Source organism: Flagellimonas aquimarina (genome assembly GCF_003149745.1).
GTDB lineage: Bacteria > Bacteroidota > Bacteroidia > Flavobacteriales > Flavobacteriaceae > Flagellimonas > Flagellimonas aquimarina.
In genome coordinates this window covers 577,590-599,620 of record NZ_QGEG01000001.1, presented here as the reverse complement: position 1 = coordinate 599,620, position 22,031 = coordinate 577,590, and the positions used below count along the sequence as shown (strand labels likewise).

Here is a 22,031-nt window from a genome sequence, read left to right as displayed (position 1 = left end):
TAATTACGAAAAGGCATCAAAAATTCACTTTTCTTTTAGTGAACTAAAACTGACCAAAACAAAAACTGCGAAAGCTGGCAACACCCATCCCATATGAAACTGGCTTAATGGAATCCACTGGGTAATTCCAGAAATAGATTCGCCTAAACCAATGCTCCCCAAAAAGTCTGGAACACTAAATACTATTGTTGTTGCAACCACCCATTTAAATACTTTGTTCGAAGCGTATTTAGAAGGCACAACATTCAATAAGATAAGGACGATGGTAATAGGGTAAATAAACATTAAAGCAGGCAGGGCCACAGCAATAATATACCCTACATTAAATTGCCCCATCAACACTCCAAGAATACAGCCTATGATCGCTGTGATGATATAAGCTTGTCTAGAATCATTAAATCGACCTTTGATAAAATCTGCTGTTCCGGTTACTATACCAACAGCAGTGGTAAAGCAAGCAAGACTTACCAAAATACTGAGCATGAAGTTGGCAGTGCTCCCCAAGGTTTTTATACTTATACCGCTTAATAGGGAGGTTCTGGAAATTTCGGTATCAAAAGAATCATGAAACAATGCTCCTGTTATAATAAGCCCTGTGTAGACCAAAAAGAGGCCAAGCCCAGCGAACCAACCTGCTTTTCTAATCAAGCTTCTTTTTACCTCATAAGATGCATCACTATCTTTCAGATTGATGGAAATAATGATAACACCGCCCACTACTACGGCACCTATGGCATCAAAAGTTTGGTACCCTTCCAATATTCCATGGGTAAAAGGACTCTTAAATGCTGTTGTTCCAAAGTCAAAATCCAAAGTAAAGATGGAGGTGCCTATTATAAGGAGTAGAATTAGCAATATACCTGGAGTGAGGAACTTGCCCACCACATCTAAAATCTTAGAACGGTTGACCACAAAAATATAGACCAACGCAAAGTAAACAATGCTAGTAACCAACGAAGAGGAATTCCATAAAGGTTGAATAGCCATTTCATGGGTTACGGAAGCCGTTCTTGGTGATGGCAATGAAATGGAAATTGCATACACAATATAACAATACACCACACTGAATGTTGGGGACACTTTCTTGGCAAAATCGAACATGGTGCCCTGCAATTTGGCATGGGCCAAAATCCCTAAAATAGGGATTAGGACTGCGGAAAGGCAAAAACCAAAAGCTACTAACCACCAAAGGTCGCCAGACTTAAATCCTAATTGCGGGGGAAGAATAAGATTGCCTGCACCAAAAAATAAAGAGAAAAGTGCAAAAGCGGTTATGGCGATGGTTTTACGATTCATATATTGTTAATATTTTTTTTTGTTAAAATAAATCAAAAAACTATATTAGAGCATTGTATTTCAACGCGCGAATATAACTTTTTATCGATAAGAGTGCATTTCATCGAAAAAAAGGCATTACAAAAAAGTTGATAAAATAAAAAGTTATTAACATGCGTTGCTTAAATAAATGACTCATTAAAACTGAACTCATATAAAATAAAATTACAGTAAAATATTTTCTGCATTTCTCGATCCCCAAATCGTACTAATGCGTCCCCCAAACAAAACCTAACTTATGAAGACATCCACTACCCAACATGGCAACAAATTCTCTTCTTTCTTCTGTAACTTATTCGGGCATCATTATGTAGTGTCCAAAAGAGTTACGGAACACATTAAGGAATACAAATGTTTACATTGTCAAAAAGAAGTTACCACTGATGTAAGTGGCAAGTTATCTGCATTGACTCCTCAAATGCAGGACATCAACAGTACTTTGGAAGACATGTACCGTAAAAGACACAATAGACAAGTTCCGCAAGTAGCGTAATTTAAGTTTTACTTTCTTTAAAAAATTTCAAGGTTTATTCCCGGAAGTTGAGAAAGCGCTTTGTCTATTCAGTCCTGTGCCCCAAGACCGTTTAGCGAGAAATGCTCTTGGTTTTCGGGATTTTTTTATGACCTAAACGAGTTCCATCCCTGAGCCGATAATGGAATTTTTGTGTCAGCTCTGGTAATTAAATGCGCTCCTTCTTCCTTAGATGTCATATGCCCAATAACTGTTAGATTGGGGTTGCCCTTTATTTTTGGAAAATCTGCTTGATCAATTGTCATTAACAATTCATAATCTTCACCACCACTTAATGCAATCATTGTGGAGTCCATTTTAAATTCTTCTGCAGCGGAGATGACCGTGGGATCTAAAGGAATTTTATCTTCAAAAAGATTGCACCCAACCTCACTTTGTTCGCATAGGTGCAAAATCTCGGAAGAGAGCCCATCACTAATATCGATCATTGCTGTAGGTTTCACCTCAAGTTTTTCCAATAGCTCAATAACATCTTTTCTGGCTTCTGGCTTCAATTGGCGTTCCACTATGTAGGAATAGGGTTCAAGGTCTGGCTGATTGTTTGGATTTACTTTGAAGACTTCTTTTTCTCGCTCCAAAACTTGAAGTCCAAGGTACGCTCCACCTAAATCACCTGTAACTACTAACAAGTCGTTTGGTTTGGTTCCGTTTCTATAAATGATTTCATTTTCCTCAGCAATTCCTATAGCGGTAATACTTACCAGCATGCCTTTTGTAGATGAGGTAGTGTCTCCACCAACTAAATCCACCTTGTACATTTGGCAAGCCATTGCTACACCTTCGTAAAACTCTTCAAGTGCCTCTAAAGGAAATCTATTGGAGACCGCTATGGAAACCGTAATTTGGGTTGCCTTTGCATTCATGGCATAGATATCTGAAAGGTTGACAATGACAGACTTATAGCCTAAATGTTTTAAAGGCATGTAGCTTAGGTCAAAATGAACCCCTTCCACAAGCATATCTGTAGTGACTATTGTTTTTTTGCCTTTAAAGTCCATGACAGCGGCGTCATCACCAATTCCCACAATTGATGAACTTTGGTTCAATTCAAAGTTTTTGGTCAAATGTTTTATCAATCCAAATTCCCCTAAATTCTCAAGCGATGTTCTTTGCGGATTCTTATCTTCTATCATTCGGCAAAAATAAGAGGATAATTATAAATTGTATCTTTAGTAGAAACTTAAAATTGCTATAGAATGTTGAGACCTGCTTTGTTAACGCTTCTTGCGGCACTCCTGTTTTTAGGATGTTCAAGTGATGATAGTGCGGACCCTAACTCGGAGGGTAATGAGATGAATAATGATAATGGCCCTAATCTAGGTACGGGTCTTGTAGCTACTAGCGCATCTCCATGTCAAGGAGGCACTGCATCAATTTACCCTTGCAATGGTTATGACCTGCTTTTTCAAATGGATCTTAGTGCCTTTGCTGCATCTTCCGCAAACGACATTTGGGGATGGGTAGATACACCAAATAATAGAGAATATGCCATTATCGGTTTGGACAATGGAACTGCCTTTGTGGACATTACCAATGCCCAGAATCCAGTCTATCTTGGAAAACTTTTAACGGCTACGGCATCAAGTCCTTGGCGAGATGTAAAAGTATATGGCAATCACGCTTATATAGTAGCAGAAGCAGCTAATCATGGTATGCAGGTTTTTGACCTTACCAGACTGCGCAATGTGACCGATCCTCCCCAACAGTTTACCGCAGATGCTAGATATTCAGGCATAGGAAATGCACATAACATTGTGATCAATGAAGAAATGGGGTTTGCTTACCCTGTAGGAACAGCTAGGAACGATGCGTTTAACGGAGGAGTTCATTTTATAGATATTCAAAACCCAACAAACCCAAATGGAATTGGAGGATATGGGACCAACGGTTACACGCATGATGCCCAAGTCATTACGTACAATGGACCTGATACCGATTATTCTGGGCGGGAGATATTTATTGGAGCCAACGAGAACCAAATTGCTATTGCAGATATTACGGACAAGGCCAACCCAGTTGAGATTGGGACATTGGCATATGGTAATATCGGTTACACCCATCAAGGGTGGTTTACAGAAGATCAGCGATACTTTATTTTAGGGGATGAATTGGATGAAACGGATTTTGGATTCAATTCCAGAACCCTTGTTTTTGATTTAACAGATTTGGACAACCCCTCGCTGCATACAACCTATATTGGTCCAACAGGCGCCATAGACCATAACGGATATGTACTGGGAGATGAGTTTTTCTTGGCCAACTATACGGCAGGAATGCGTGTTTTGGACATTTCAGATATTGAAAACGAAACCATCACAGAAATAGCTTTTTTTGATACGTATCCTTCAAATGACACGGCCCGGTTTGATGGTGTCTGGAGCGTCTATCCTTTTTTTGAGAGTGGAAAAATTCTCATCAATGATATCAATTCGGGACTATTTGTGATTGAAAAATCAAATTAAACTCTGCTATGAAAAAGATGTTGGCGGTTTTTGCACTGGTTGCTTTTGCATCATGCACAAGCGATGATTCTGAACCAAACCCCATAGAGGAAGTTACATTTTTAGGTGAAGTGGATTGGGTTAAGAGTTTTGGTGGTACAGGAGAAGATACTGCACAGGCAGTTGTTCAAACCTCAGACGGAGGCTTTGCCGTTTTAGGATATAGTAATAGTATTGATGGAGACTTAGTAGGTAAAACCACGGCGGTAAACGACTATTGGTTGCTAAAATTGGATGCTGAAGGCAATTTACAATGGAATAAGACTTACGGAGGAAGTAAGGATGATAGAGGCCAATCTGTGGTGCAGACCTCAGATGGGGGTTATGCCATTGTGGGGTACGCCATGAGTGATGATGGTGATGGAAGTAATAATGAAGGATTTCATGACAATTGGATTTTACGCCTAGACGCCAATGGAAATATTCTTTGGGAAAAGAGCTTTGGGTTTTCTGGGCATGACCATTCCTATGATGTGATTGAAACTTCAGATGGTGGATTGTTTTTTACAGGGTTTTTGGATGTAACCTCATCTGGTGGAGAAGGAAACACTGGAAAAGGAAACTACCTTACCCGCCATGGAGTTGGTGAGTTTTGGGGCACAAAATTAGATGTTGATGGCAATCTTGTTTGGCGCAGATATTTTGGAGGCACCAATAATGACAGATCATTTGGAGTGCTAGAAGCGAATGACGGTGGACTATTAATGGTTGGCGCATCAGAAAGTAATGATTTTGATATTTCAAACTCAAAAGGAAGTTATGATTTTTGGGTTGTGAAAGTGAGCAACACTGGAGCACTGCTTTGGGAAAGATCTTTTGGAGGAACAGGAATTGATAAATCCTATGATATCGTTAAAACCAATGACAATGCCTATGTTATTACGGGCAACACATTTAGCACAGATACAGATATTTCAAGAAACAACGGTGAATCGGATGTTTGGTTGATTAAGGTAGATGACAATGGCAATCTTGTATGGGAAAAGACATTTGGCGGCACAGCTTTCGATGCTGCCCGAGGGCTCAGTTTAACTGCTGCTGGTGGCTTTGCCATTGCAGGAAACTCCAAGAGCTTAGATGGTGATCTTCAAGAAAACAAAGGAGAAAATGACCTTTGGGTCATAAAAACAGATTCCGAAGGAAACATTACCTACCAAAGCACCTTTGGGGGCTCTGGTCTGGACTACGGTTTCGACACATTGGAAACCGAAGATGGTGGCCTAATTCTAGTGGGCGAGACAGCCAGTGATGACTTTCCCAACCTTCAATTAAGGGGTATGACCGATCTTGTGGTCATCAAAATAAAATAGCCCCTGTATTTGCATAGATAACACCTATTGGATTATTCGTTATTATAATGTTAGGAAGTATGGTAAAACACTACTTATAACCTATATTTGTTAGCTATTTAGATTAAATCCAATTAAGAATGATTAAAGTTTCAGAGACTGCCAGACAAAAAGTGGTTATGATGATGAACGAAGAAGGCTTTGATGCTTCCACAGATTTTGTGCGCGTAGGCGTAAAAAGTGGAGGGTGTAGTGGATTGTCCTATGAATTAAAGTTTGATACATCTTCCACAGATACAGATAAGGTTTTTGAAGACAATGCGGTACGAATAATTGTTGATAAGAAAAGCTTTTTATATCTAGTCGGCACCACTTTGGAGTATTCAGGTGGGTTGAACGGAAAAGGTTTTGTCTTCAATAATCCTAACGCTCAACGCACATGTGGGTGCGGAGAAAGCTTTTCGCTTTAATAATATTGCTAATTTGTTTATTGTCAATCGACTAACTGAGAGCATATGGCTTACACAGAGGAAGAATTAAAGAAAGAGTTAGAAACCAAGGAATATGAGTATGGTTTCTATACAGATATTGAGTCGGATACTTTTCCAAAGGGGTTGAGCGAAGATATTGTTCGTGCAATTTCTAAGAAAAAGAACGAACCTGAATGGATGACCGACTGGCGTTTGGAAGCTTTTCGTGTTTGGGAAAAAATGGAAGAACCCGAGTGGGCAAATGTCCATTATGAAAAACCCGACTTTCAGGCAATCAGCTACTATTCCGCCCCTAAATCGGCAGACCCCAATAAATCCTTAGAGGATGTTGATCCAGATTTACTGGAAATGTACCGAAAACTAGGAATTTCCGTTGATGAACAAAAGAGATTGCAAAATGTAGCTGTTGACATAGTCGTGGATTCAGTTTCCGTGGCGACTACCTTTAAAAAGACATTGGCAGAAAAGGGGATCATCTTCATGCCCATTTCCGAAGCAATACAGGAACACCCAGAATTAGTAAAAAAATACATGGGAACTGTTGTTCCAAAAACAGATAACTTCTATGCAGCCTTAAATTCAGCTGTGTTTACAGATGGTTCTTTCTGTTACATTCCAAAAGGCGTAAAATGCCCCATGGAACTATCAACTTATTTTAGAATTAATGAAGGGGGTACAGGTCAGTTCGAAAGAACCCTTGTCATTGCAGATGAAGGCAGCTATGTAAGCTATTTAGAAGGGTGCACTGCTCCATCAAGAGATGAAAATCAATTGCACGCCGCGGTTGTTGAGCTTATTGCCTTAGATGATGCTGAAATAAAATATTCAACGGTGCAAAACTGGTACCCTGGAAATTCAGAAGGAAAAGGAGGAGTATACAACTTTGTGACAAAACGAGGTTTGTGCGAGACAAACTCGAAAATTTCTTGGACCCAGGTAGAAACGGGCTCAGCGGTAACTTGGAAATATCCCTCTTGTGTTTTAAAAGGAAATAATTCCGTAGGAGAGTTTTACTCAATTGCTGTGACCAATAACTTTCAGCAGGCAGATACAGGAACCAAAATGATACATCTTGGAAAAAATACGAAGAGTACCATTATTTCCAAAGGAATATCTGCAGGTCAATCACAAAACAGTTATCGGGGATTGGTACAAGTGAATAGCAGGGCAGAAAACGCCAGAAACTTTTCGCAATGCGATTCGTTGCTGATGGGCAATCGCTGTGGTGCGCATACATTTCCATACATCGAAGCAAAAAACAAAACAGCTCAGATAGAACATGAGGCCACGACCAGTAAGATTGGAGAAGACCAGATTTTCTATTGCAATCAGCGTGGGATAGATACTGAAAAAGCAATTGCCCTTATTGTGAATGGTTTTAGCAAAGAAGTGTTGAACAAGTTACCAATGGAATTTGCGGTGGAAGCTCAAAAATTATTGGAAATAAGCCTTGAGGGCTCTGTTGGATAATCAAACTAGAACGATGAAAAAAATACTAGTACTACTTATACTTATTGGAACTTTTTCTTGCAAACAGACCAAGAAAGAGCTTGGGGACACTGAAGAGAAAACAGTTGAGATTACAAAGCCAGAAATTAAACTGTACACGTTTAGTGGGGGCAACGTAAAAGCGAATATGTTGGAAATCTTTTCGCAGGACACCACTTACACCGGTCAATCCAAAGAATTTGCAGATGCTTTTTATGTAATAAGTCATCCAAAAGGAAATCTAATGTGGGATGCCGGCCTTCCTGAAGGATTGATTGGTTTACCAGAACCCTTTACAGACCCTAGTGGTGCTTTTACAGTATCAAGAAAGGACTCCGTTGTCAACCAGTTGGCAAGCATTGGGATGAAAGTGGCCGACATTGATTTCATTGCCCTTTCCCATACGCATTTTGATCATACGGGGCATGCCAATGTGTTTGCTGAATCCACTTGGTTAGTTCAACAAACAGAGTATGATTTTATTACAAGTGAAGAGACTCAAAAAAACAATGCTGATAATTACAACGCAATAAAAGAACTTCAAAAAACAAAAAAGCTAAATGGCGATTTTGATGTTTTTGGTGATGGCAGTGTAGTCATAAAATCCATGCCAGGCCATACACCGGGACACCAGGTGCTTTATTTGGACATGCCAGAACATGGACCACTATTGCTTTCAGGAGATTTGTATCATTTCTATGAAAATCGCGAACACCAAAGAGTGCCAAGTTTCAATTTTGATGTAGATCAGACCAAAGCTAGTATGGTAGCTTTTGAAGCTTTTGCAGAAGAAAAAGAGGCTAAAGTATATATACAACATGCTAAAGGAGACTTTGAAAAGCTTCCCAAAGCACCCAACTTTTTAAAATAATCTTGAATTACAATAGAATGCTAGAGATAAAGGATTTACACGCAAGCATAGAGGACAAGAAGATATTGAATGGAATCAATCTTGAAGTAAACGCAGGAGAAGTTCATGCTATCATGGGGCCAAACGGTTCAGGTAAGAGCACATTGGCATCTGTGATTGCTGGAAAAGAAGAGTTTGAAATAAAGAAGGGCAGTATTGCTCTGGAAGGTGAAGATTTAGAAGAATTAGATCCAGAAGAAAGAGCACATAAAGGAATTTTTCTATCATTTCAATACCCTGTTGAAATTCCTGGAGTTTCCGTTACCAATTTTATGAAAACGGCCATCAACGCTTCAAGAAAGGCAAAAGGTTTGGAAGATATGCCCGCTAACCAAATGCTAAAACTGATTCGCGAGAAATCGGAAATGCTGGAAATAGACCGCAAATTTCTATCTCGATCTTTAAATGAAGGATTCTCTGGTGGAGAGAAAAAACGAAACGAGATTTTTCAAATGGCGATGTTGGAACCTAAACTGGCCATTTTAGATGAAACAGATTCAGGATTGGATATTGACGCACTTCGTATTGTGGCCAATGGGGTTAATAAACTTAGGGGAAAAGACAATGCCATTATAGTGATTACCCACTACCAAAGACTGTTGGAATATATTGTTCCTGACTTTGTACATGTCTTGCATGATGGAAAAATTGTAAAGTCTGGCACCAAGGAGTTAGCCTTAGAATTAGAAGAGAAAGGATACGACTGGATAAAGCAAGAAACGGTTGTTTAATAACAATTGATGTAAAATGGATTTAAAAGATAAATTACTTTCTTCATTTCTAGCTTTTGAGAACAATGTGGACTTGGATCATCCAGTACATGAGGTTCGTTCAGAGGCCATAAAGAATTTTGAAGAAAAAGGCTTTCCTTCAAAAAAAGAGGAGGCTTGGAAATATACATCTTTGAACGGTATACAAAAGGTGGACTTCAGTATTTTCCCAAAAAAGGAAAACACGCTGGAGTACAAGGATATTAAAAAGTATTTCCTACATGAAATAGACACCTATAAGATTGTATTTATTGATGGTGTTTATAGCTCGTACCTATCAGAGACCACTCACGATGGTGTGGATGTGTGCTTAATGAGTGCTGCATTGACCAAGCCACAATACAAACAGGTTATAGATGTGTATTTCAATAAAGTGGCATCCAAAGATGAGTCTTTGACGACCTTGAATACAGCCTTTAGCAAAGAGGGAGCGTATATCTATATTCCAAAGAACAAAGTGCCTAAAAAGCCAATCCAAATTGTACACTTGGCAACTGGCAATGAGGCGGCATTGATGTTACAGCCACGTAATCTGGTTATCGTTGAAGAAAATGCTGAAGTGCAAATTATAGAACGTCACCAAAGTTTAACGGGCAATGAGGTGCTTACAAATTCTGTGACGGAAATTTTTGCGGCCAAGGATGCCAATGTGGATTATTACAAAGTTCAGAATGACGAGAACACCGCATCTCTAATCGATAACACATATATTTCTCAAAAGGATAAAAGCATTGTTCGTGTACATACCTTTTCATTTGGTGGTAAACTAACACGAAACAATTTGAACTTTTATCAAAACGGGGAATATATGGACTCCGTGCTCAAAGGAGTTACCATTTTAGGTGAAAAACAACATGTAGACCACCATACATTGGTACACCATGCGCAACCCAATTGTGAAAGTCACCAAGATTACAAAGGAATTTTTGGAGAGAAATCTACCGGCGTTTTCAATGGCAAAATCATAGTGGACAAAATAGCGCAGAAGACAAATGCCTTTCAGCAGAACAATAATGTATTGATTAGCGATAAGGCTACAATCAATACAAAACCGCAATTGGAAATTTTTGCTGACGATGTAAAATGCTCCCACGGATGCACCATTGGACAGTTGGATGAGGATGCCTTGTTTTATCTTCAATCCAGGGGCATTCCTAAGAAAGAAGCAACGGCATTATTGATGTATGCCTTTGCCAACAACGTCTTGGAAAGTGTTAGAATTCCTGAGCTTAAAACCAGAATCAACAAGATTATAGCCAACAAACTTGGCGTACGTGTTGGGTTTGAATTGTAATTAGATAGTGTCTTCCCATAAAAGGGAAACCCGAGCAATGATACATACAGCTTTAGATATTGAAACCATACGCAAGGACTTTCCCATCTTAAACAGGCAAGTCAATGGAAAACCTTTGGTGTATTTGGACAATGCCGCAACATCACAAACGCCCCAACAGGTAATAGATGTTATTGTTGACTATTACCAGAATTACAATGCCAACATTCACCGCGGTGTGCACAGCCTTTCGCAGGAAGCTACAGATGCTTACGAAGCTGCTAGAATTAAAATTCAGAACCATTACAACATCGCCAAGACCCATGAGGTCATTCTAACTTCTGGGACTACACATAGTATTAATTTGGTTGCTAACGGATTCACATCGTTTATAAAAGAAGGAGATGAGATCCTTGTTTCCGCTATGGAGCACCACTCCAATATAGTGCCTTGGCAGATGCTTTGTGAAAGAACTGGTGGAGTATTGAAAGTGATTCCAATGAACCAGAATGGGGAATTGGTTATGGAAGAATACCACAAGTTGTTGTCCGAAAAGACAAAATTGGTATTCTGCAACCACGTTTCGAACGCTTTGGGAACTATAAACCCAATAGAAGAAATTATTGAAGCATCCCATAAGGTGGGGGCGGCAGTTTTAGTGGATGGCGCACAGGCAGCACCTCATATTAAAGCAGATATGCAAGCTTTGGATGTAGACTTTTATACAATTTCAGCGCATAAAGTTTGCGGCCCAACCGGCGTAGGAATGCTCTATGGAAAAGAAGAATGGCTGAACAAACTCCCTCCATATCAAGGTGGTGGAGAAATGATTGCCGAGGTCACTTTTGAAAAAACCACATATGCAGACCTGCCGCACAAGTTTGAAGCTGGAACTCCTAATATTTGTGGAGGAATAGCCTTTGGAGCTGCTTTGGATTATATGAACAGTATAGGCTTTGAGGCAATTGCACAATATGAAGAAGAACTGCTTGATTATGCTACCAAACAATTGCTGGCGATTGAAGGCTTAAAAATCTACGGAACCGCCAAAAATAAAACTTCTGTTATCTCCTTTAATATTGAAGGAATCCACCCCTATGATATTGGCACCATTTTAGACAAATTGGGCATCGCTGTTCGAACGGGTCATCACTGCGCACAACCCATTATGGATTTTTATAAAATTCCAGGCACGGTTAGGGCTAGCTTCAGTTTTTACAACACAAAGGAAGAGGTAGATGTTTTGGTAGAGGGCGTAAAGCGAGCCATAAATATGCTGCTTTAGCACAGAAGTTATCTTTATCTTAAACGTTTGATTAGCAACCATCCTAATTGTATTTTTGAACAAAACTGACAGATGACCATAGAAAAGATACAGGAAGAGATTGTAGATGAGTTCTCCATGTTCGATGATTGGATGCAGCGGTACGAATACATGATCGAACTGGGCAAATCACTTCCGTTGATTGATGAGCAATACAAAACAGATGACAATATTATTAAAGGTTGTCAAAGCAAAGTGTGGGTTCATGCTGAATTAGATAATGATAAACTGGTTTTTACTGCAGATAGCGATGCTATAATTACAAAAGGAATCATTGCTATTTTGATTAGGGTATTTAGCAATCAAAAACCACAAGACATTATTGATGCCAATACAGATTTTATTGATGAAATAGGACTTAAGGAGCATCTTTCGCCAACACGGGCAAACGGATTGGTAAGTATGGTAAAGCAGCTAAAATTATATGCCATCGCTTATCAAACACAATTAAATTGAGAAAAATGAGTGAAGAGATCACAGTAGATACGCAAGAACTAGGGGAGAAAATAGTGAGGGTCCTTAAGACCATTTACGATCCAGAAATCCCAGTTGATATATATGAGTTAGGTCTTATCTACGATGTATTTGTAAATGAAGATAATGATGTTAAGATTTTGATGACATTGACATCGCCTAACTGCCCCGTAGCAGAAACATTACCGGTCGAGGTAGAGGAAAAAGTTAAATCCTTGGATGCTTTAAAAGATGTGGAAGTTGAGATTACTTTTGATCCCCCCTGGACACAAGAACTAATGAGTGAAGAAGCCAAACTTGAGTTGGGCATGCTTTAGGGGTCATTAAAAAGTCAGGAATATTATGTCTGAAATAGTAAACAGAGTAGCACAGAGTAAACTAATGACCTTTGACCTTGAAGAATTATATCCACAAGGGCAGAGAGTTATACTCGATATTAAGGACTGGCTTTATGAAGGTTTTATTTTAAGGGAAAAGGAATTCAGAAAACATCTGGAAGACCATGATTGGTCAGTTTATAAAGATGCCTATGTGGCGTTGGGCTGTACCACAGATGCCATAGTGCCGGGTTGGGCCTACATGTTGGTAGCTTCCAAGCTTAATCCCCATGCCAAAAAAGCTGTGATTGGAAGTTTGGAAGATTTGGAAATGTCTTTGTATCAAACTCTTCTAGAAGGCTTGGATGTCTCTGAATTTATAGACAAACCCGTAATCATAAAAGGTTGCTCCAACAAGCCCGTGCCTGAAAATGCCTATATCATGGCCATTGCCAAAATACAGCCCGTGGCCAAAAGCGTAATGTACGGGGAAGCATGTTCTTCGGTACCCATCCACAAAAGAAAACAATGACAACTACCGCATAAGTTATTTGTTGTAAGGCAGGAATCTTCCCAAAGAATTGGTCCAAGGCCAGGGAATGGCTTGCACGAAAGTCTGGCATCCTGAACAAAAAAACCGCAAGACCATTGGTCTTGCGGTTGTATAGCTTGGTTAACTATATTTAGTATGCTGGTTTTGTGTTGTCAGGCCATCAATTACAGGTTTCCTCAAAGGTGGCACCCACAAACGTCCATCCATAATTTACGTCAAGTGCAAAAGCGGCAAGAAAGGATTCTTCCCCACAAGCGGTAAGCCCTACAAGCCCCAATGTAATATCAGCAGGGCCATTGTTCTGATCCACAAAGGCGTGCCACCCAATAAGCGTGGCATTCAGGTTCTGAGGGGACATGCCGCTGTTGTCCAACATATTGGACATGGAATTTACACTGCCTATGTTCCAGGGTCCCAAGTTTTCGTCAAAGGAACTAGCCCCAAGGAACATACTTGACATATTTGTTACATTGCCGGTGTCCCAAACACTGATGTCTTCATTAAAGGTGGTGGCACCATCGAACATATGGTTCATATTTGTTACACTACTGGTGTCCCAACCACTGAGGTCCCCATTAAAAGAGGTAGCCCCACGGAACATATAACTCATACCCGTTACATTACTGGTGTCCCAACCACTGATGTCTGCATTAAAGGAGGTGGCACCATTGAACATATGGGTCATATTTGTTACACTACTGGTGTCCCAACCACTGATGTCCCCATTAAAGGAGGTGGCCCCACGGAACATATAACTCATACCCGTTACATTACTGGTGTCCCAACCACTGATGTCCCCATTAAAAGAGGCAGCCCCACGGAACATATTACTCATATCCGTTACATTGGAGAAATCGGGCATATCGGTGGCATTATAGACCATGTTTTCACATCCGTAAAATGCATTGAACATGGATTGCCATTGGATGTTCCCCCATTGCTCAATACTCATAAGTTTTCCTGGTGTGGCTATTGTAATATTTTCAAAATTATAGTGATCTAAAGCTGGGAAGCTGCCCTGTATGGCCACGGTATAGGTGCCAGCTACTGCATAAATGTGTTCAACCACATAAGTATCGAAAGGGATTAGGTCCTCCACGGTGCCATCGCCCCAGTCTATTGTGAAATCAAATTGTTGATCGAATGTGTCAATTCCAATTCCGATCTTTTTATTATCGGATTCTGTTTTCCAAGTCGTGATAAAGGAGGCGGGGTCCTCGGCCAGGGTATCGATCACATTGATTACCTCAATGGTCACCTGCACCTCAATTTGGTGGGTGCCATCGCTCACGGCAACCGTGATGGTGTGCTCTTGGTCGGTCTCAAAGTCAAGGGTCTTGCCCTCTGCCAAGCTGAGCTCCCCGGCACTGGTGATCTCAAAGAGATCGTTGTCGTTTACAGCAATAGAAAAGGTAAGGGAGCCATCATCTGTGGCAGCTACCGTTCCGATCGCCTTGGCGTCGGCAATGTTCTCTTCAGCCTCAAAGGTCTGGGCCTCTGCCACTGGGACAGCATTGGAATTTGTAACGTTAACGGTAATGGTGGCCTCGGCACTGTCCGTGCCATCGGAGACACCAATGCCCAAGGTGTGTATTGCCTTGGTGGAAAAATCCAGGGCCTTACCACTGGCAAGGCTAAGTGCGCCTGCATCTGTAATCTCAAAAAGTGCGTCACTGTTGGTGACAATGGTAAAGGTAAGGGCATCCTCATCGGCGTCAGCGGCCTTTACCGTTCCGATCACCACGGTATCGGAGATATTATCTTGAGCGGAGAACACCTGTGCGCTGATCACTGGCGCGCTGTTCTTTGGTGTAGCCGGACCATCGTCCTTGCTACATGATACGATGGCCACTGCAAAAAGGGCCAAACAAAACAAATTTTTTAGTTTCATATATGAATTTTTTAATGGTCGAAACCGCAATATGCCACAACCTTATAAGAGTTTTGGGAACGATCTGATGTATGCCCTTTTCGAGTTTATAATTGATGATATTTATTTGATGGCCCTTTAGGGACAAGAGACGGAATTTAGGGGTTGAAGAATTGAAAAGGAATGGCTTTTCCGCCATTTTTTTATGATGTTGTTCCCGAAAGTTTTTAAATGTGACATTTCATATTTTTGTGTTTCTAAACACAAAACTCCATACTATGAAAAAACTCCTCTATTCGGCTACAGCATTTTTTTTGCTGGCAACAGTACATGCGCAAACAGAAGAAGAATTAAAATCTCAAATTAGTCCCAAGAAAGATTCCATTGCGGCGATTCAAGGTCGCGTTGATGCACTACAGGCGCAACTGGATGCATTACCTGGCTGGAAAATAGGTGCCTTTGGCACTATAGGCGGCAGCCTTTCTGGGTTTAACAACTGGTTTTCTCAAGGTATTCCCAATAACAATTCAGGGACCATAGGATTTACCGTGAATGCATTTGCAAACCAACAGGAAGAGAAATTCTTTTGGAGAAATGCAGCCAACATCAATTTAAACTGGGTGAAATTAGATGATAAGGATGACCCAACTGATGATGATGGGTTTCGTGAATCCACTGACGTGTTCAATATTTCTTCATTATACGGAAGAAAATTAAATGATAAATTTGCCATTTCTGGATTGGCAGAGTATAGGACCACCATATTGAGCAACTTTAATGACCCCGGCTATTTGGACCTTGGGGTAGGTGCTACTTGGACACCCATACCAGATTTGGTCGTTGTAATCCATCCTTTAAATTACAATTTTGTATTCAGTGATGAGGATACGATTTTTAACTCTTCTTTAGGGGCAAAAATTGTTGCAGACTATACCAAACAAGTAGGTGCTGTAAGTTTTAAAAGTAACCTTTCCATGTTTCAGAGTTATGAGAGCGGCGACTTGAGCAACTGGACCTGGACGAATTCTTTTGCTTATACCTTATGGAAAGTTATAGGTGTTGGTTTCGATTTTGGACTCAGGAACAACAAACAAGAGACGCTCAACTATATTGTGAACAATGCTCCAACTCCGGACCCTACGGCTACCTTTGACACTATTGACAACGAATTACAAACCTATTGGACCTTAGGGTTGAGTTATAGCTTTTAAGAAAACGGATTACCAAATAAAAAAGCCCTCCAGATCAGAGGGTTTTTTTATGGGGTTATGTATATTTTTTCGTGTCTTTAAAACCAAGGTCTAAGTAGGTTAAGCTTATGGAAGACTAGGTCGTAACGCTAACACTTAAAAACAAGATGAAATTAGCTTTTCTGTTGCTTGTCCTTAAATTTTTGTTGTGAACAACTTAAAATATGTGGTGGAAAATGTTAACGATTGTATTTCATCGGTAAACTAAAACACATCATCTAAACAGCTTTCAATATTGATCCAGATGCTCTGGGTACAAAAAGTTATTGTAAGGAAAACGTGTTACATGAATGTCTCTAACCTCATCATATACCCGTTTTCTAAATTCTTCTAAATTCTCTTTGTTAAGGGCAGAAATAAAAAGTGCTCTATCACCTATCTTACTGTACCATGTGTTTTTCCAATCTTCAATGGTGAAATGCGCCTTGGTTTTTTCTGTGACCAGATCATCTTCATCAATTGTTTCTGCTTTATGCTGGTCAATTTTATTGAAGACCATAATAGTTTTTTTATCTGCACTTTTAATCTCATCCAAAATTTGATTTACGGAATCTATATGTTCCTCAAACTGGGGATGCGAAATGTCTACAACATGCAATAACAGATCTGCCTCCCTAACCTCATCCAATGTACTCTTGAAACTTTCCACCAATTGCGTTGGAAGCTTTCTTATAAAGCCAACCGTGTCACTTAATAAAAACGGAAGATTGCCAATGACCACTTTTCTTACAGTTGTATCTAAAGTGGCAAACAGTTTGTTTTCGGCAAAAACATCACTCTTGCTAATGACATTCATTAGGGTAGATTTACCCACATTGGTATAGCCTACCAAAGCAACCCTGACCAAGGCTCCGCGATTACCACGTTGGGTTTCCATCTGGCGATCTATTTTGGTGAGCTTCTTTTTTAGCAGTGATATACGGTCTCTAACAATACGTCTGTCCGTTTCTATTTCTGTTTCTCCAGGACCGCGCATTCCTATACCCCCTTTTTGCCTTTCCAAGTGAGTCCATAAACCTGTAAGTCTAGGCAACAAGTATTCATATTGCGCCAATTCTACCTGTGTTCTAGCGTAACTTGTTTGTGCCCTTTGAGCAAAAATATCTAGTATTAAGCTTGTTCTGTCGATAATTTTACAACGAAGTTGTTTTTCAATGTTTCGCTGTTGTGCAGGTGAAAGTTCATCATCAAAAATTACGGAGCCAATATCATTTGCCTTTACGTATTGCTCAACCTCTTCCATTTTTCCGCTGCCTATTAATGTCTTAGGGTTGGGAACATCCATACGTTGGGTGAATCTATGAGTGACCTCACCACCTGCTGTAAAGGTTAAAAATTCCAATTCGTCCAAGTATTCCGTGACCTTGGTTTCATTTTGATCCTTATTGATAATACCAATAAGCACCGCCTTTTCATAATCTGTAGTCTTCTTTTCTAGCATTGAATCTATTAAAGTGCAAATCTAATCAATGTTTTGGAAGCTGTTTTTTGTACTTTGGATTTTTATAATTTTAGAAACCACCCTAGTACAGACAAGTTGAATAGTCAAGAGACCCAGTTTACAGTAGCATTTTATAATCTCGAAAATTTTTTTGACACCAAGAACGACCCGCATATTTTGGACGATGACTTCACTCCCGATGGGATAAAAGCCTGGGATGAATCTAAATTTAGGAGAAAAACGAAGAAACTTGCCAGAACCATAGCACTGATAGGTGCAGAAGAGAGCGGCATACCACCAATTTTAATAGGAATTGCCGAAGTTGAAAACAAGAAGGCCATTGATACACTTCTAAATACAAAAGCCCTAAAAGAAGTTGATTATGATTATGTGCATTTTAATTCTCCCGATGAAAGAGGAATAGATACAGCCCTTTTGTACAACAGAGAACATTTTAGGGTTTTAGAGTCCGAAACCATTCCATTATTGGTTGCTAACAATAATGGTGATCGTGATTTAACAAGGGATATTTTATATGTAAGGGGAATGTTGCACGAAGAGGAGATTCATGTTTTTGTAAACCATTGGCCTTCACGAAGAGATGGTGCGGACGAAACAAGTTACAAAAGAGTAAAAGCCGCAGAGACCATATTGCAAAAAATAAACAATATGCCAAGAGAGAGTTTTAACTGTATCATCATGGGGGATTTTAATGATGACCCAAATTCTGAAAGTATCAAAAAAATTATGGAAACAGGCGCGTTTGTAAATCCCATGCAAAAACTGTTGTCGCCAAATTCTGGGAGTGCCAATTACAAAGGAGAGTGGAGTTTGTTTGATCAAATTTTAATTTCGCACAGTTTTTTGAACTACGAAAAAGGAACACATAGTTTTAAAAAGGCCAAAATTTTTGCCCCAAAGTTTCTTAAGGAATGGAAAGGAAGATACAAAGGCAATCCTTTTAGAACTTTTGTTGGTAAAAAATATTTGGGAGGCTACAGTGATCACTTTCCGGTTTATATGATTTTAAAAGAAAACAGGTAGTTTATAAAAGAAAGAAAAATACTACACCACATAAAAATGTAATTTCACAACAGCTCATCTTCAAATACGATGTAATTCATCGAAATAAAAGGGTTTTTTATCGATAAATATTGAATCGAGAATAGTTTTGTAGTCCAAATCTTACTTAATCAATAATTATGGATTGCAAAACACCTACTTGGGCAAGAGGAATTTTTCCATCCTTTTTATTTTTCTTTTTTGGAATTGTTTTTATTCATGGGCAATCAAAATCTGAAAAGAAATTCATTCAATCCACCTACAATCAAAACAAAATAGTCTCATTAGTTTCCAAAATGGAAGCTGAACATCAATCCAAAGAATCTCAAATAAGCAAAATTCTAAAAACCAATGACTGGAACCGCACAGAAAAGTTAGGTGATGGTTCCATAGTAACGCTAAAAGATATTGGAACGGATGGAACTCCTCTTTTTTACACGACATTAAATGATCCTTCCAGACAGGTTTCCAGAGCACATGTGTTATACACGGACGGACTTCTTAATTTAGGATTGGATGGCAGCGGTATGCAAGTGGGTATTTGGGATGCCGGTGTTGCGCTCACCACTCATCAAGAATTTGATACCAGAGCTATAAATGGAGATAATTCTGAAGAAATAGGACACCATGCCACCTTGGTTACCGGAAACCTCATATCCTCTGGAGTAAAACCAAATGCAAAAGGAGTGGCTTATGGAGCAAGGGCATTATCTCATAATTGGACACGCGACAAAATTGAAGTTACAGAAGCTGCTGCTAATGGGCTCTTGTTAAGTAATCATTCCTACGGAATAAAATCTGATCGTGTTCCCGACTGGTATTTTGGATCATACATTAGGGTGTCACAGGATTGGGATAGAATCATGTACAATGCTCCCTATTACCTTATGGTAACAGCAGCCGGGAACTCTCAGAAATCATATGACAATGCAGACCCTATTTTTGGTACATCAGCTGAGGGTTTCGATTTGTTATTAGGGTTTGCCACGTCTAAAAACGGATTGACCATTGCCGGTGCTAACACAAAGATTGACAATAAGGGCGAATTGAAAGAAGCCCGTGTCGCAGCATACAGCAGTTTAGGACCTGTGGATGATGGCAGAATAAAGCCTGATCTTGCTGGTGATGGATCTTCCATATTTTCTACAAGTTCTACGAGCAATACAAGTTATGATGCATCTGCAGGAACATCCATGGCCGCACCAGGAGTAACAGGATCTCTTTTGTTGTTACAACAATACCATAAAGAATTGTTTGGCGGTTTCATGAAAGCAGCAACACTCAAAGGGCTTGCATTACATACTGCTGATGATACAGATGCTCAGGGACCAGATTATAAAATGGGATGGGGCATCATGAATGCCAAGACAGCCGCAGAAGTTATGCAAAATAGAGGCTATAGCAGTCTTATTGAAGAAGAAAGCTTGGTAGATGGTGAAACGTTTTCAATCACAATTAATGCAAATGGTGACGAAACCCTGCTTGTATCAATTTCTTGGACAGATCCGGAGGGAGAATTTATTAATAGGGGAGATTTAAATGACACAACTCCAGCATTGATAAATGATTTGGATATTAGAATTACCAAAAACGGAGAAACATACTACCCTTGGAAGTTAAATGCGACCAGGGTAAATGATGCTGCTACAAAAGGAGACAATCTGGTAGACCCCTTTGAACGAATTGAAATTGACAATGCAAAAGGAGAGTATAGCATTACAGTTGCACATAAGGGAACATTGGTAAACGGATTTCAAGATTTTTCATTGGTGGTGTCCGGAGCTCAAATTTCAAAATGTAGCGTTGAGGTTCCTTCTGAGGTTAAATTGCTTTCATCATCTGAAAATAGTTCTACCGTTTCATGGTCAGACGCTGAAGAAACGCTTTTTGAGGTCCAGTACAAATCCTTAAATGAAAACAATTGGAAAAGTGAACTGGTTTGGGAGAGTAGCTTTGAACTTTCAGATCTGGAAAACGGAGTGACCTATGAAGCAAGGATACGTTCCATTTGCACTGAAAATATGGTATCCGATTTTTCAGAAGAAATCCAGTTTGAATTCAATGGAACAGAGACCGAGCTTATTGCTTATGAGCCTTTTGGTTTTGATGATGCATTGAAAATCATGATATATCCTAACCCGGCAGTGGAATGGCTAACGGTAGATGCCAAATTATCAGAAGATGCTGTTTATTCTATTGTGACTACCTCTGGAAATATTGTTAAAAAAGCCAGTATAACAGGAGCCATCAATGTCTCCGACCTAGCTTCAGGATTATATGTTTTGGTTGTTCAGGATTATTCTGGTATGAAAAGTTCTAAATTTTATAAGAACTAAAAAATAGCACCTATGTACTTTTTTAAAACTACCGGAATCGTTTCAAACGAGTTTGGGGCATTGGAGTTTTCCAAAAAAATGCTGTTTTTCCTAACGGTTATACTTTTTTGATTTCCTCTTGGGAAAGCAAATTTTCATTTCGTAATTTCAAAAAAACCTGTGCGGTGGTAACCACATCCAGTTCACAATAAGAAACAATACGATCTAAATCGTTTTCTTCATAGAAAACATCTTTTACCATACTACCGTCCATATCTTCTTTGGGTGAGGGAATGCCCAATATGTGTGCCAATAGTTTTAAGGAGGTAAAATGTTTGTAATCGCCAAACTTCCATAGTTCCATAGTATCCAAATGGGGAACTTCCCAAGGTTTTTTGCCAAATAAATCTAATTTGTAAGGTAGGTTCATTCCGTTAATGACCATCCTACGGGCAATATAGGGAAAGTCAAATTCCTTTCCATTATGCGCACATAAAAGATGTTTGGTCTGATTAAAATGTTCTTGTAACAACTGTTTAAATTGCTTTAGCAATTGCACTTCTTCTCCATGAAAAGAAGTAACTCTAAAGTTTCGGCTATCGGCTTTAGCGGTAAAGTATCCAACGGAAATACAGATGATTTTGCCAAATTCTGCCCAGATTCCCGCACGTTCGTAGAATTCTTCAGCACTAAATTCATCTTTTCGCTGGTACTGTGATTTTTGCTCCCACAGCGATTGGGTGGTTTCATCTAAATCGGTAAAACTTGATTTTTGGGGCACGGTTTCAATATCCAAAAAAAGGATATGTTCTAGGTTAAGTTTATAAAGCATGATC

The 22,031-nt window shown here is 39.6% G+C and carries 20 protein-coding genes; 15 read left to right on the top strand and 5 right to left on the bottom strand.

The genetic code is table 11. The annotated features are described in order from the left end of the window. Window positions 1–24: 24 nt before the first annotated feature. Window positions 25–1,296, bottom strand: coding sequence for a branched-chain amino acid transport system II carrier protein (gene brnQ, locus DKG77_RS02710; RefSeq protein ID WP_109659941.1), 1,272 nt, complete (start codon window positions 1,294–1,296; stop codon window positions 25–27). A 277-nt stretch (window positions 1,297–1,573) separates the two neighbouring features. Here brnQ and DKG77_RS02705 point away from each other — a divergent pair, with 277 nt between their 5' ends. After that, a complete protein-coding gene (locus DKG77_RS02705; protein ID WP_109659939.1) occupies window positions 1,574–1,828 on the top strand; it encodes a hypothetical protein in 255 nt (84 codons plus the stop codon). Between the two features lie 125 nt (window positions 1,829–1,953). Here the strand turns inward: DKG77_RS02705 and thiL are convergent, their stop codons facing one another. Next, window positions 1,954–3,000, bottom strand: a complete 1,047-nt coding sequence (thiL, locus tag DKG77_RS02700; RefSeq protein WP_109659938.1) for a thiamine-phosphate kinase — start codon at window positions 2,998–3,000, stop codon at window positions 1,954–1,956. A 63-nt stretch (window positions 3,001–3,063) separates the two neighbouring features. Between thiL and DKG77_RS02695 the strand changes: the two genes are divergently transcribed. The 11 genes from DKG77_RS02695 (at window position 3,064) to DKG77_RS02645 (ending at window position 13,236) form a co-directional block, all read left to right on the top strand. Beyond that, the gene (locus DKG77_RS02695) at window positions 3,064–4,329 is read left to right on the top strand and encodes a choice-of-anchor B family protein (protein ID WP_109659936.1); all 1,266 of its coding nucleotides are present in this window, start codon (window positions 3,064–3,066) and stop codon (window positions 4,327–4,329) included. Window positions 4,330–4,337: 8 nt separating this feature from the next. Further along, window positions 4,338–5,678 (top strand): hypothetical protein, encoded by a 1,341-nt coding sequence (locus DKG77_RS02690; RefSeq protein WP_109659934.1) that lies wholly within the window; start codon window positions 4,338–4,340, stop codon window positions 5,676–5,678. A 119-nt stretch (window positions 5,679–5,797) separates the two neighbouring features. Beyond that, the gene (locus DKG77_RS02685) at window positions 5,798–6,127 is read left to right on the top strand and encodes a HesB/IscA family protein (protein ID WP_109659932.1); all 330 of its coding nucleotides are present in this window, start codon (window positions 5,798–5,800) and stop codon (window positions 6,125–6,127) included. Window positions 6,128–6,172: 45 nt separating this feature from the next. After that, window positions 6,173–7,618, top strand: coding sequence for a Fe-S cluster assembly protein SufB (gene sufB, locus DKG77_RS02680; RefSeq protein ID WP_109659930.1), 1,446 nt, complete (start codon window positions 6,173–6,175; stop codon window positions 7,616–7,618). 13 nt (window positions 7,619–7,631) lie between these two features. Next, window positions 7,632–8,507: an N-acyl homoserine lactonase family protein gene (locus DKG77_RS02675; RefSeq protein ID WP_109659928.1), complete on the top strand. Its 876-nt coding sequence runs from the start codon at window positions 7,632–7,634 to the stop codon at window positions 8,505–8,507. Between the two features lie 17 nt (window positions 8,508–8,524). Next, the gene (gene sufC / locus DKG77_RS02670; protein WP_109659926.1) at window positions 8,525–9,277 is read left to right on the top strand and encodes a Fe-S cluster assembly ATPase SufC; all 753 of its coding nucleotides are present in this window, start codon (window positions 8,525–8,527) and stop codon (window positions 9,275–9,277) included. Window positions 9,278–9,293: 16 nt separating this feature from the next. Then, window positions 9,294–10,610 (top strand): Fe-S cluster assembly protein SufD, encoded by a 1,317-nt coding sequence (sufD, locus tag DKG77_RS02665; protein WP_109659924.1) that lies wholly within the window; start codon window positions 9,294–9,296, stop codon window positions 10,608–10,610. Window positions 10,611–10,647: 37 nt separating this feature from the next. Then, complete coding sequence (locus DKG77_RS02660; RefSeq protein WP_109659922.1) at window positions 10,648–11,874, top strand: aminotransferase class V-fold PLP-dependent enzyme; 1,227 nt, start codon at window positions 10,648–10,650, stop codon at window positions 11,872–11,874. Between the two features lie 72 nt (window positions 11,875–11,946). Next, window positions 11,947–12,369: a SufE family protein gene (locus tag DKG77_RS02655; RefSeq protein ID WP_109659920.1), complete on the top strand. Its 423-nt coding sequence runs from the start codon at window positions 11,947–11,949 to the stop codon at window positions 12,367–12,369. Window positions 12,370–12,374: 5 nt separating this feature from the next. Next, a complete protein-coding gene (locus tag DKG77_RS02650) occupies window positions 12,375–12,704 on the top strand; it encodes an SUF system Fe-S cluster assembly protein (RefSeq protein ID WP_109659918.1) in 330 nt (109 codons plus the stop codon). Window positions 12,705–12,729: 25 nt separating this feature from the next. Next, on the top strand, window positions 12,730–13,236 hold the full coding sequence (locus tag DKG77_RS02645) for a DUF2480 family protein (protein ID WP_109659916.1): 507 nt from the start codon (window positions 12,730–12,732) through the stop codon (window positions 13,234–13,236). 181 nt (window positions 13,237–13,417) lie between these two features. Here the strand turns inward: DKG77_RS02645 and DKG77_RS02640 are convergent, their stop codons facing one another. Beyond that, window positions 13,418–15,148: a BspA family leucine-rich repeat surface protein gene (locus DKG77_RS02640; RefSeq protein WP_109659914.1), complete on the bottom strand. Its 1,731-nt coding sequence runs from the start codon at window positions 15,146–15,148 to the stop codon at window positions 13,418–13,420. 257 nt (window positions 15,149–15,405) lie between these two features. On the opposite strand from DKG77_RS02640, the gene DKG77_RS02635 reads away from it, so the two are divergent. Next, the gene (locus tag DKG77_RS02635; RefSeq protein WP_109659912.1) at window positions 15,406–16,338 is read left to right on the top strand and encodes a DUF3078 domain-containing protein; all 933 of its coding nucleotides are present in this window, start codon (window positions 15,406–15,408) and stop codon (window positions 16,336–16,338) included. A 268-nt stretch (window positions 16,339–16,606) separates the two neighbouring features. Here the strand turns inward: DKG77_RS02635 and hflX are convergent, their stop codons facing one another. Continuing rightward, window positions 16,607–17,818, bottom strand: coding sequence for a GTPase HflX (gene hflX, locus DKG77_RS02630; RefSeq protein WP_109659910.1), 1,212 nt, complete (start codon window positions 17,816–17,818; stop codon window positions 16,607–16,609). A 33-nt stretch (window positions 17,819–17,851) separates the two neighbouring features. Between hflX and DKG77_RS02625 the strand changes: the two genes are divergently transcribed. After that, window positions 17,852–18,862: an endonuclease/exonuclease/phosphatase family protein gene (locus DKG77_RS02625; RefSeq protein ID WP_313789383.1), complete on the top strand. Its 1,011-nt coding sequence runs from the start codon at window positions 17,852–17,854 to the stop codon at window positions 18,860–18,862. Window positions 18,863–19,020: 158 nt separating this feature from the next. Next, on the top strand, window positions 19,021–21,216 hold the full coding sequence (locus DKG77_RS02620; protein ID WP_109659908.1) for a S8 family serine peptidase: 2,196 nt from the start codon (window positions 19,021–19,023) through the stop codon (window positions 21,214–21,216). 97 nt (window positions 21,217–21,313) lie between these two features. Here the strand turns inward: DKG77_RS02620 and DKG77_RS02615 are convergent, their stop codons facing one another. Beyond that, window positions 21,314–22,027: a 3'-5' exonuclease gene (locus DKG77_RS02615; RefSeq protein WP_109659906.1), complete on the bottom strand. Its 714-nt coding sequence runs from the start codon at window positions 22,025–22,027 to the stop codon at window positions 21,314–21,316. Window positions 22,028–22,031: the final 4 nt, after the last annotated feature.

Coding starts and splice junctions, on each gene's coding strand:
- brnQ (WP_109659941.1), bottom strand. CDS start 1,296: ATGAATCGTAAAACCATCGCCATAACCGCTTTTGCACTTTTCTCTTTA.
- DKG77_RS02705 (WP_109659939.1), top strand. CDS start 1,574: ATGAAGACATCCACTACCCAACATGGCAACAAATTCTCTTCTTTCTTC.
- thiL (WP_109659938.1), bottom strand. CDS start 3,000: ATGATAGAAGATAAGAATCCGCAAAGAACATCGCTTGAGAATTTAGGG.
- DKG77_RS02695 (WP_109659936.1), top strand. CDS start 3,064: ATGTTGAGACCTGCTTTGTTAACGCTTCTTGCGGCACTCCTGTTTTTA.
- DKG77_RS02690 (WP_109659934.1), top strand. CDS start 4,338: ATGAAAAAGATGTTGGCGGTTTTTGCACTGGTTGCTTTTGCATCATGC.
- DKG77_RS02685 (WP_109659932.1), top strand. CDS start 5,798: ATGATTAAAGTTTCAGAGACTGCCAGACAAAAAGTGGTTATGATGATG.
- sufB (WP_109659930.1), top strand. CDS start 6,173: ATGGCTTACACAGAGGAAGAATTAAAGAAAGAGTTAGAAACCAAGGAA.
- DKG77_RS02675 (WP_109659928.1), top strand. CDS start 7,632: ATGAAAAAAATACTAGTACTACTTATACTTATTGGAACTTTTTCTTGC.
- sufC (WP_109659926.1), top strand. CDS start 8,525: ATGCTAGAGATAAAGGATTTACACGCAAGCATAGAGGACAAGAAGATA.
- sufD (WP_109659924.1), top strand. CDS start 9,294: ATGGATTTAAAAGATAAATTACTTTCTTCATTTCTAGCTTTTGAGAAC.
- DKG77_RS02660 (WP_109659922.1), top strand. CDS start 10,648: ATGATACATACAGCTTTAGATATTGAAACCATACGCAAGGACTTTCCC.
- DKG77_RS02655 (WP_109659920.1), top strand. CDS start 11,947: ATGACCATAGAAAAGATACAGGAAGAGATTGTAGATGAGTTCTCCATG.
- DKG77_RS02650 (WP_109659918.1), top strand. CDS start 12,375: ATGAGTGAAGAGATCACAGTAGATACGCAAGAACTAGGGGAGAAAATA.
- DKG77_RS02645 (WP_109659916.1), top strand. CDS start 12,730: ATGTCTGAAATAGTAAACAGAGTAGCACAGAGTAAACTAATGACCTTT.
- DKG77_RS02640 (WP_109659914.1), bottom strand. CDS start 15,148: ATGAAACTAAAAAATTTGTTTTGTTTGGCCCTTTTTGCAGTGGCCATC.
- DKG77_RS02635 (WP_109659912.1), top strand. CDS start 15,406: ATGAAAAAACTCCTCTATTCGGCTACAGCATTTTTTTTGCTGGCAACA.
- hflX (WP_109659910.1), bottom strand. CDS start 17,818: ATGCTAGAAAAGAAGACTACAGATTATGAAAAGGCGGTGCTTATTGGT.
- DKG77_RS02620 (WP_109659908.1), top strand. CDS start 19,021: ATGGATTGCAAAACACCTACTTGGGCAAGAGGAATTTTTCCATCCTTT.
- DKG77_RS02615 (WP_109659906.1), bottom strand. CDS start 22,027: ATGCTTTATAAACTTAACCTAGAACATATCCTTTTTTTGGATATTGAA.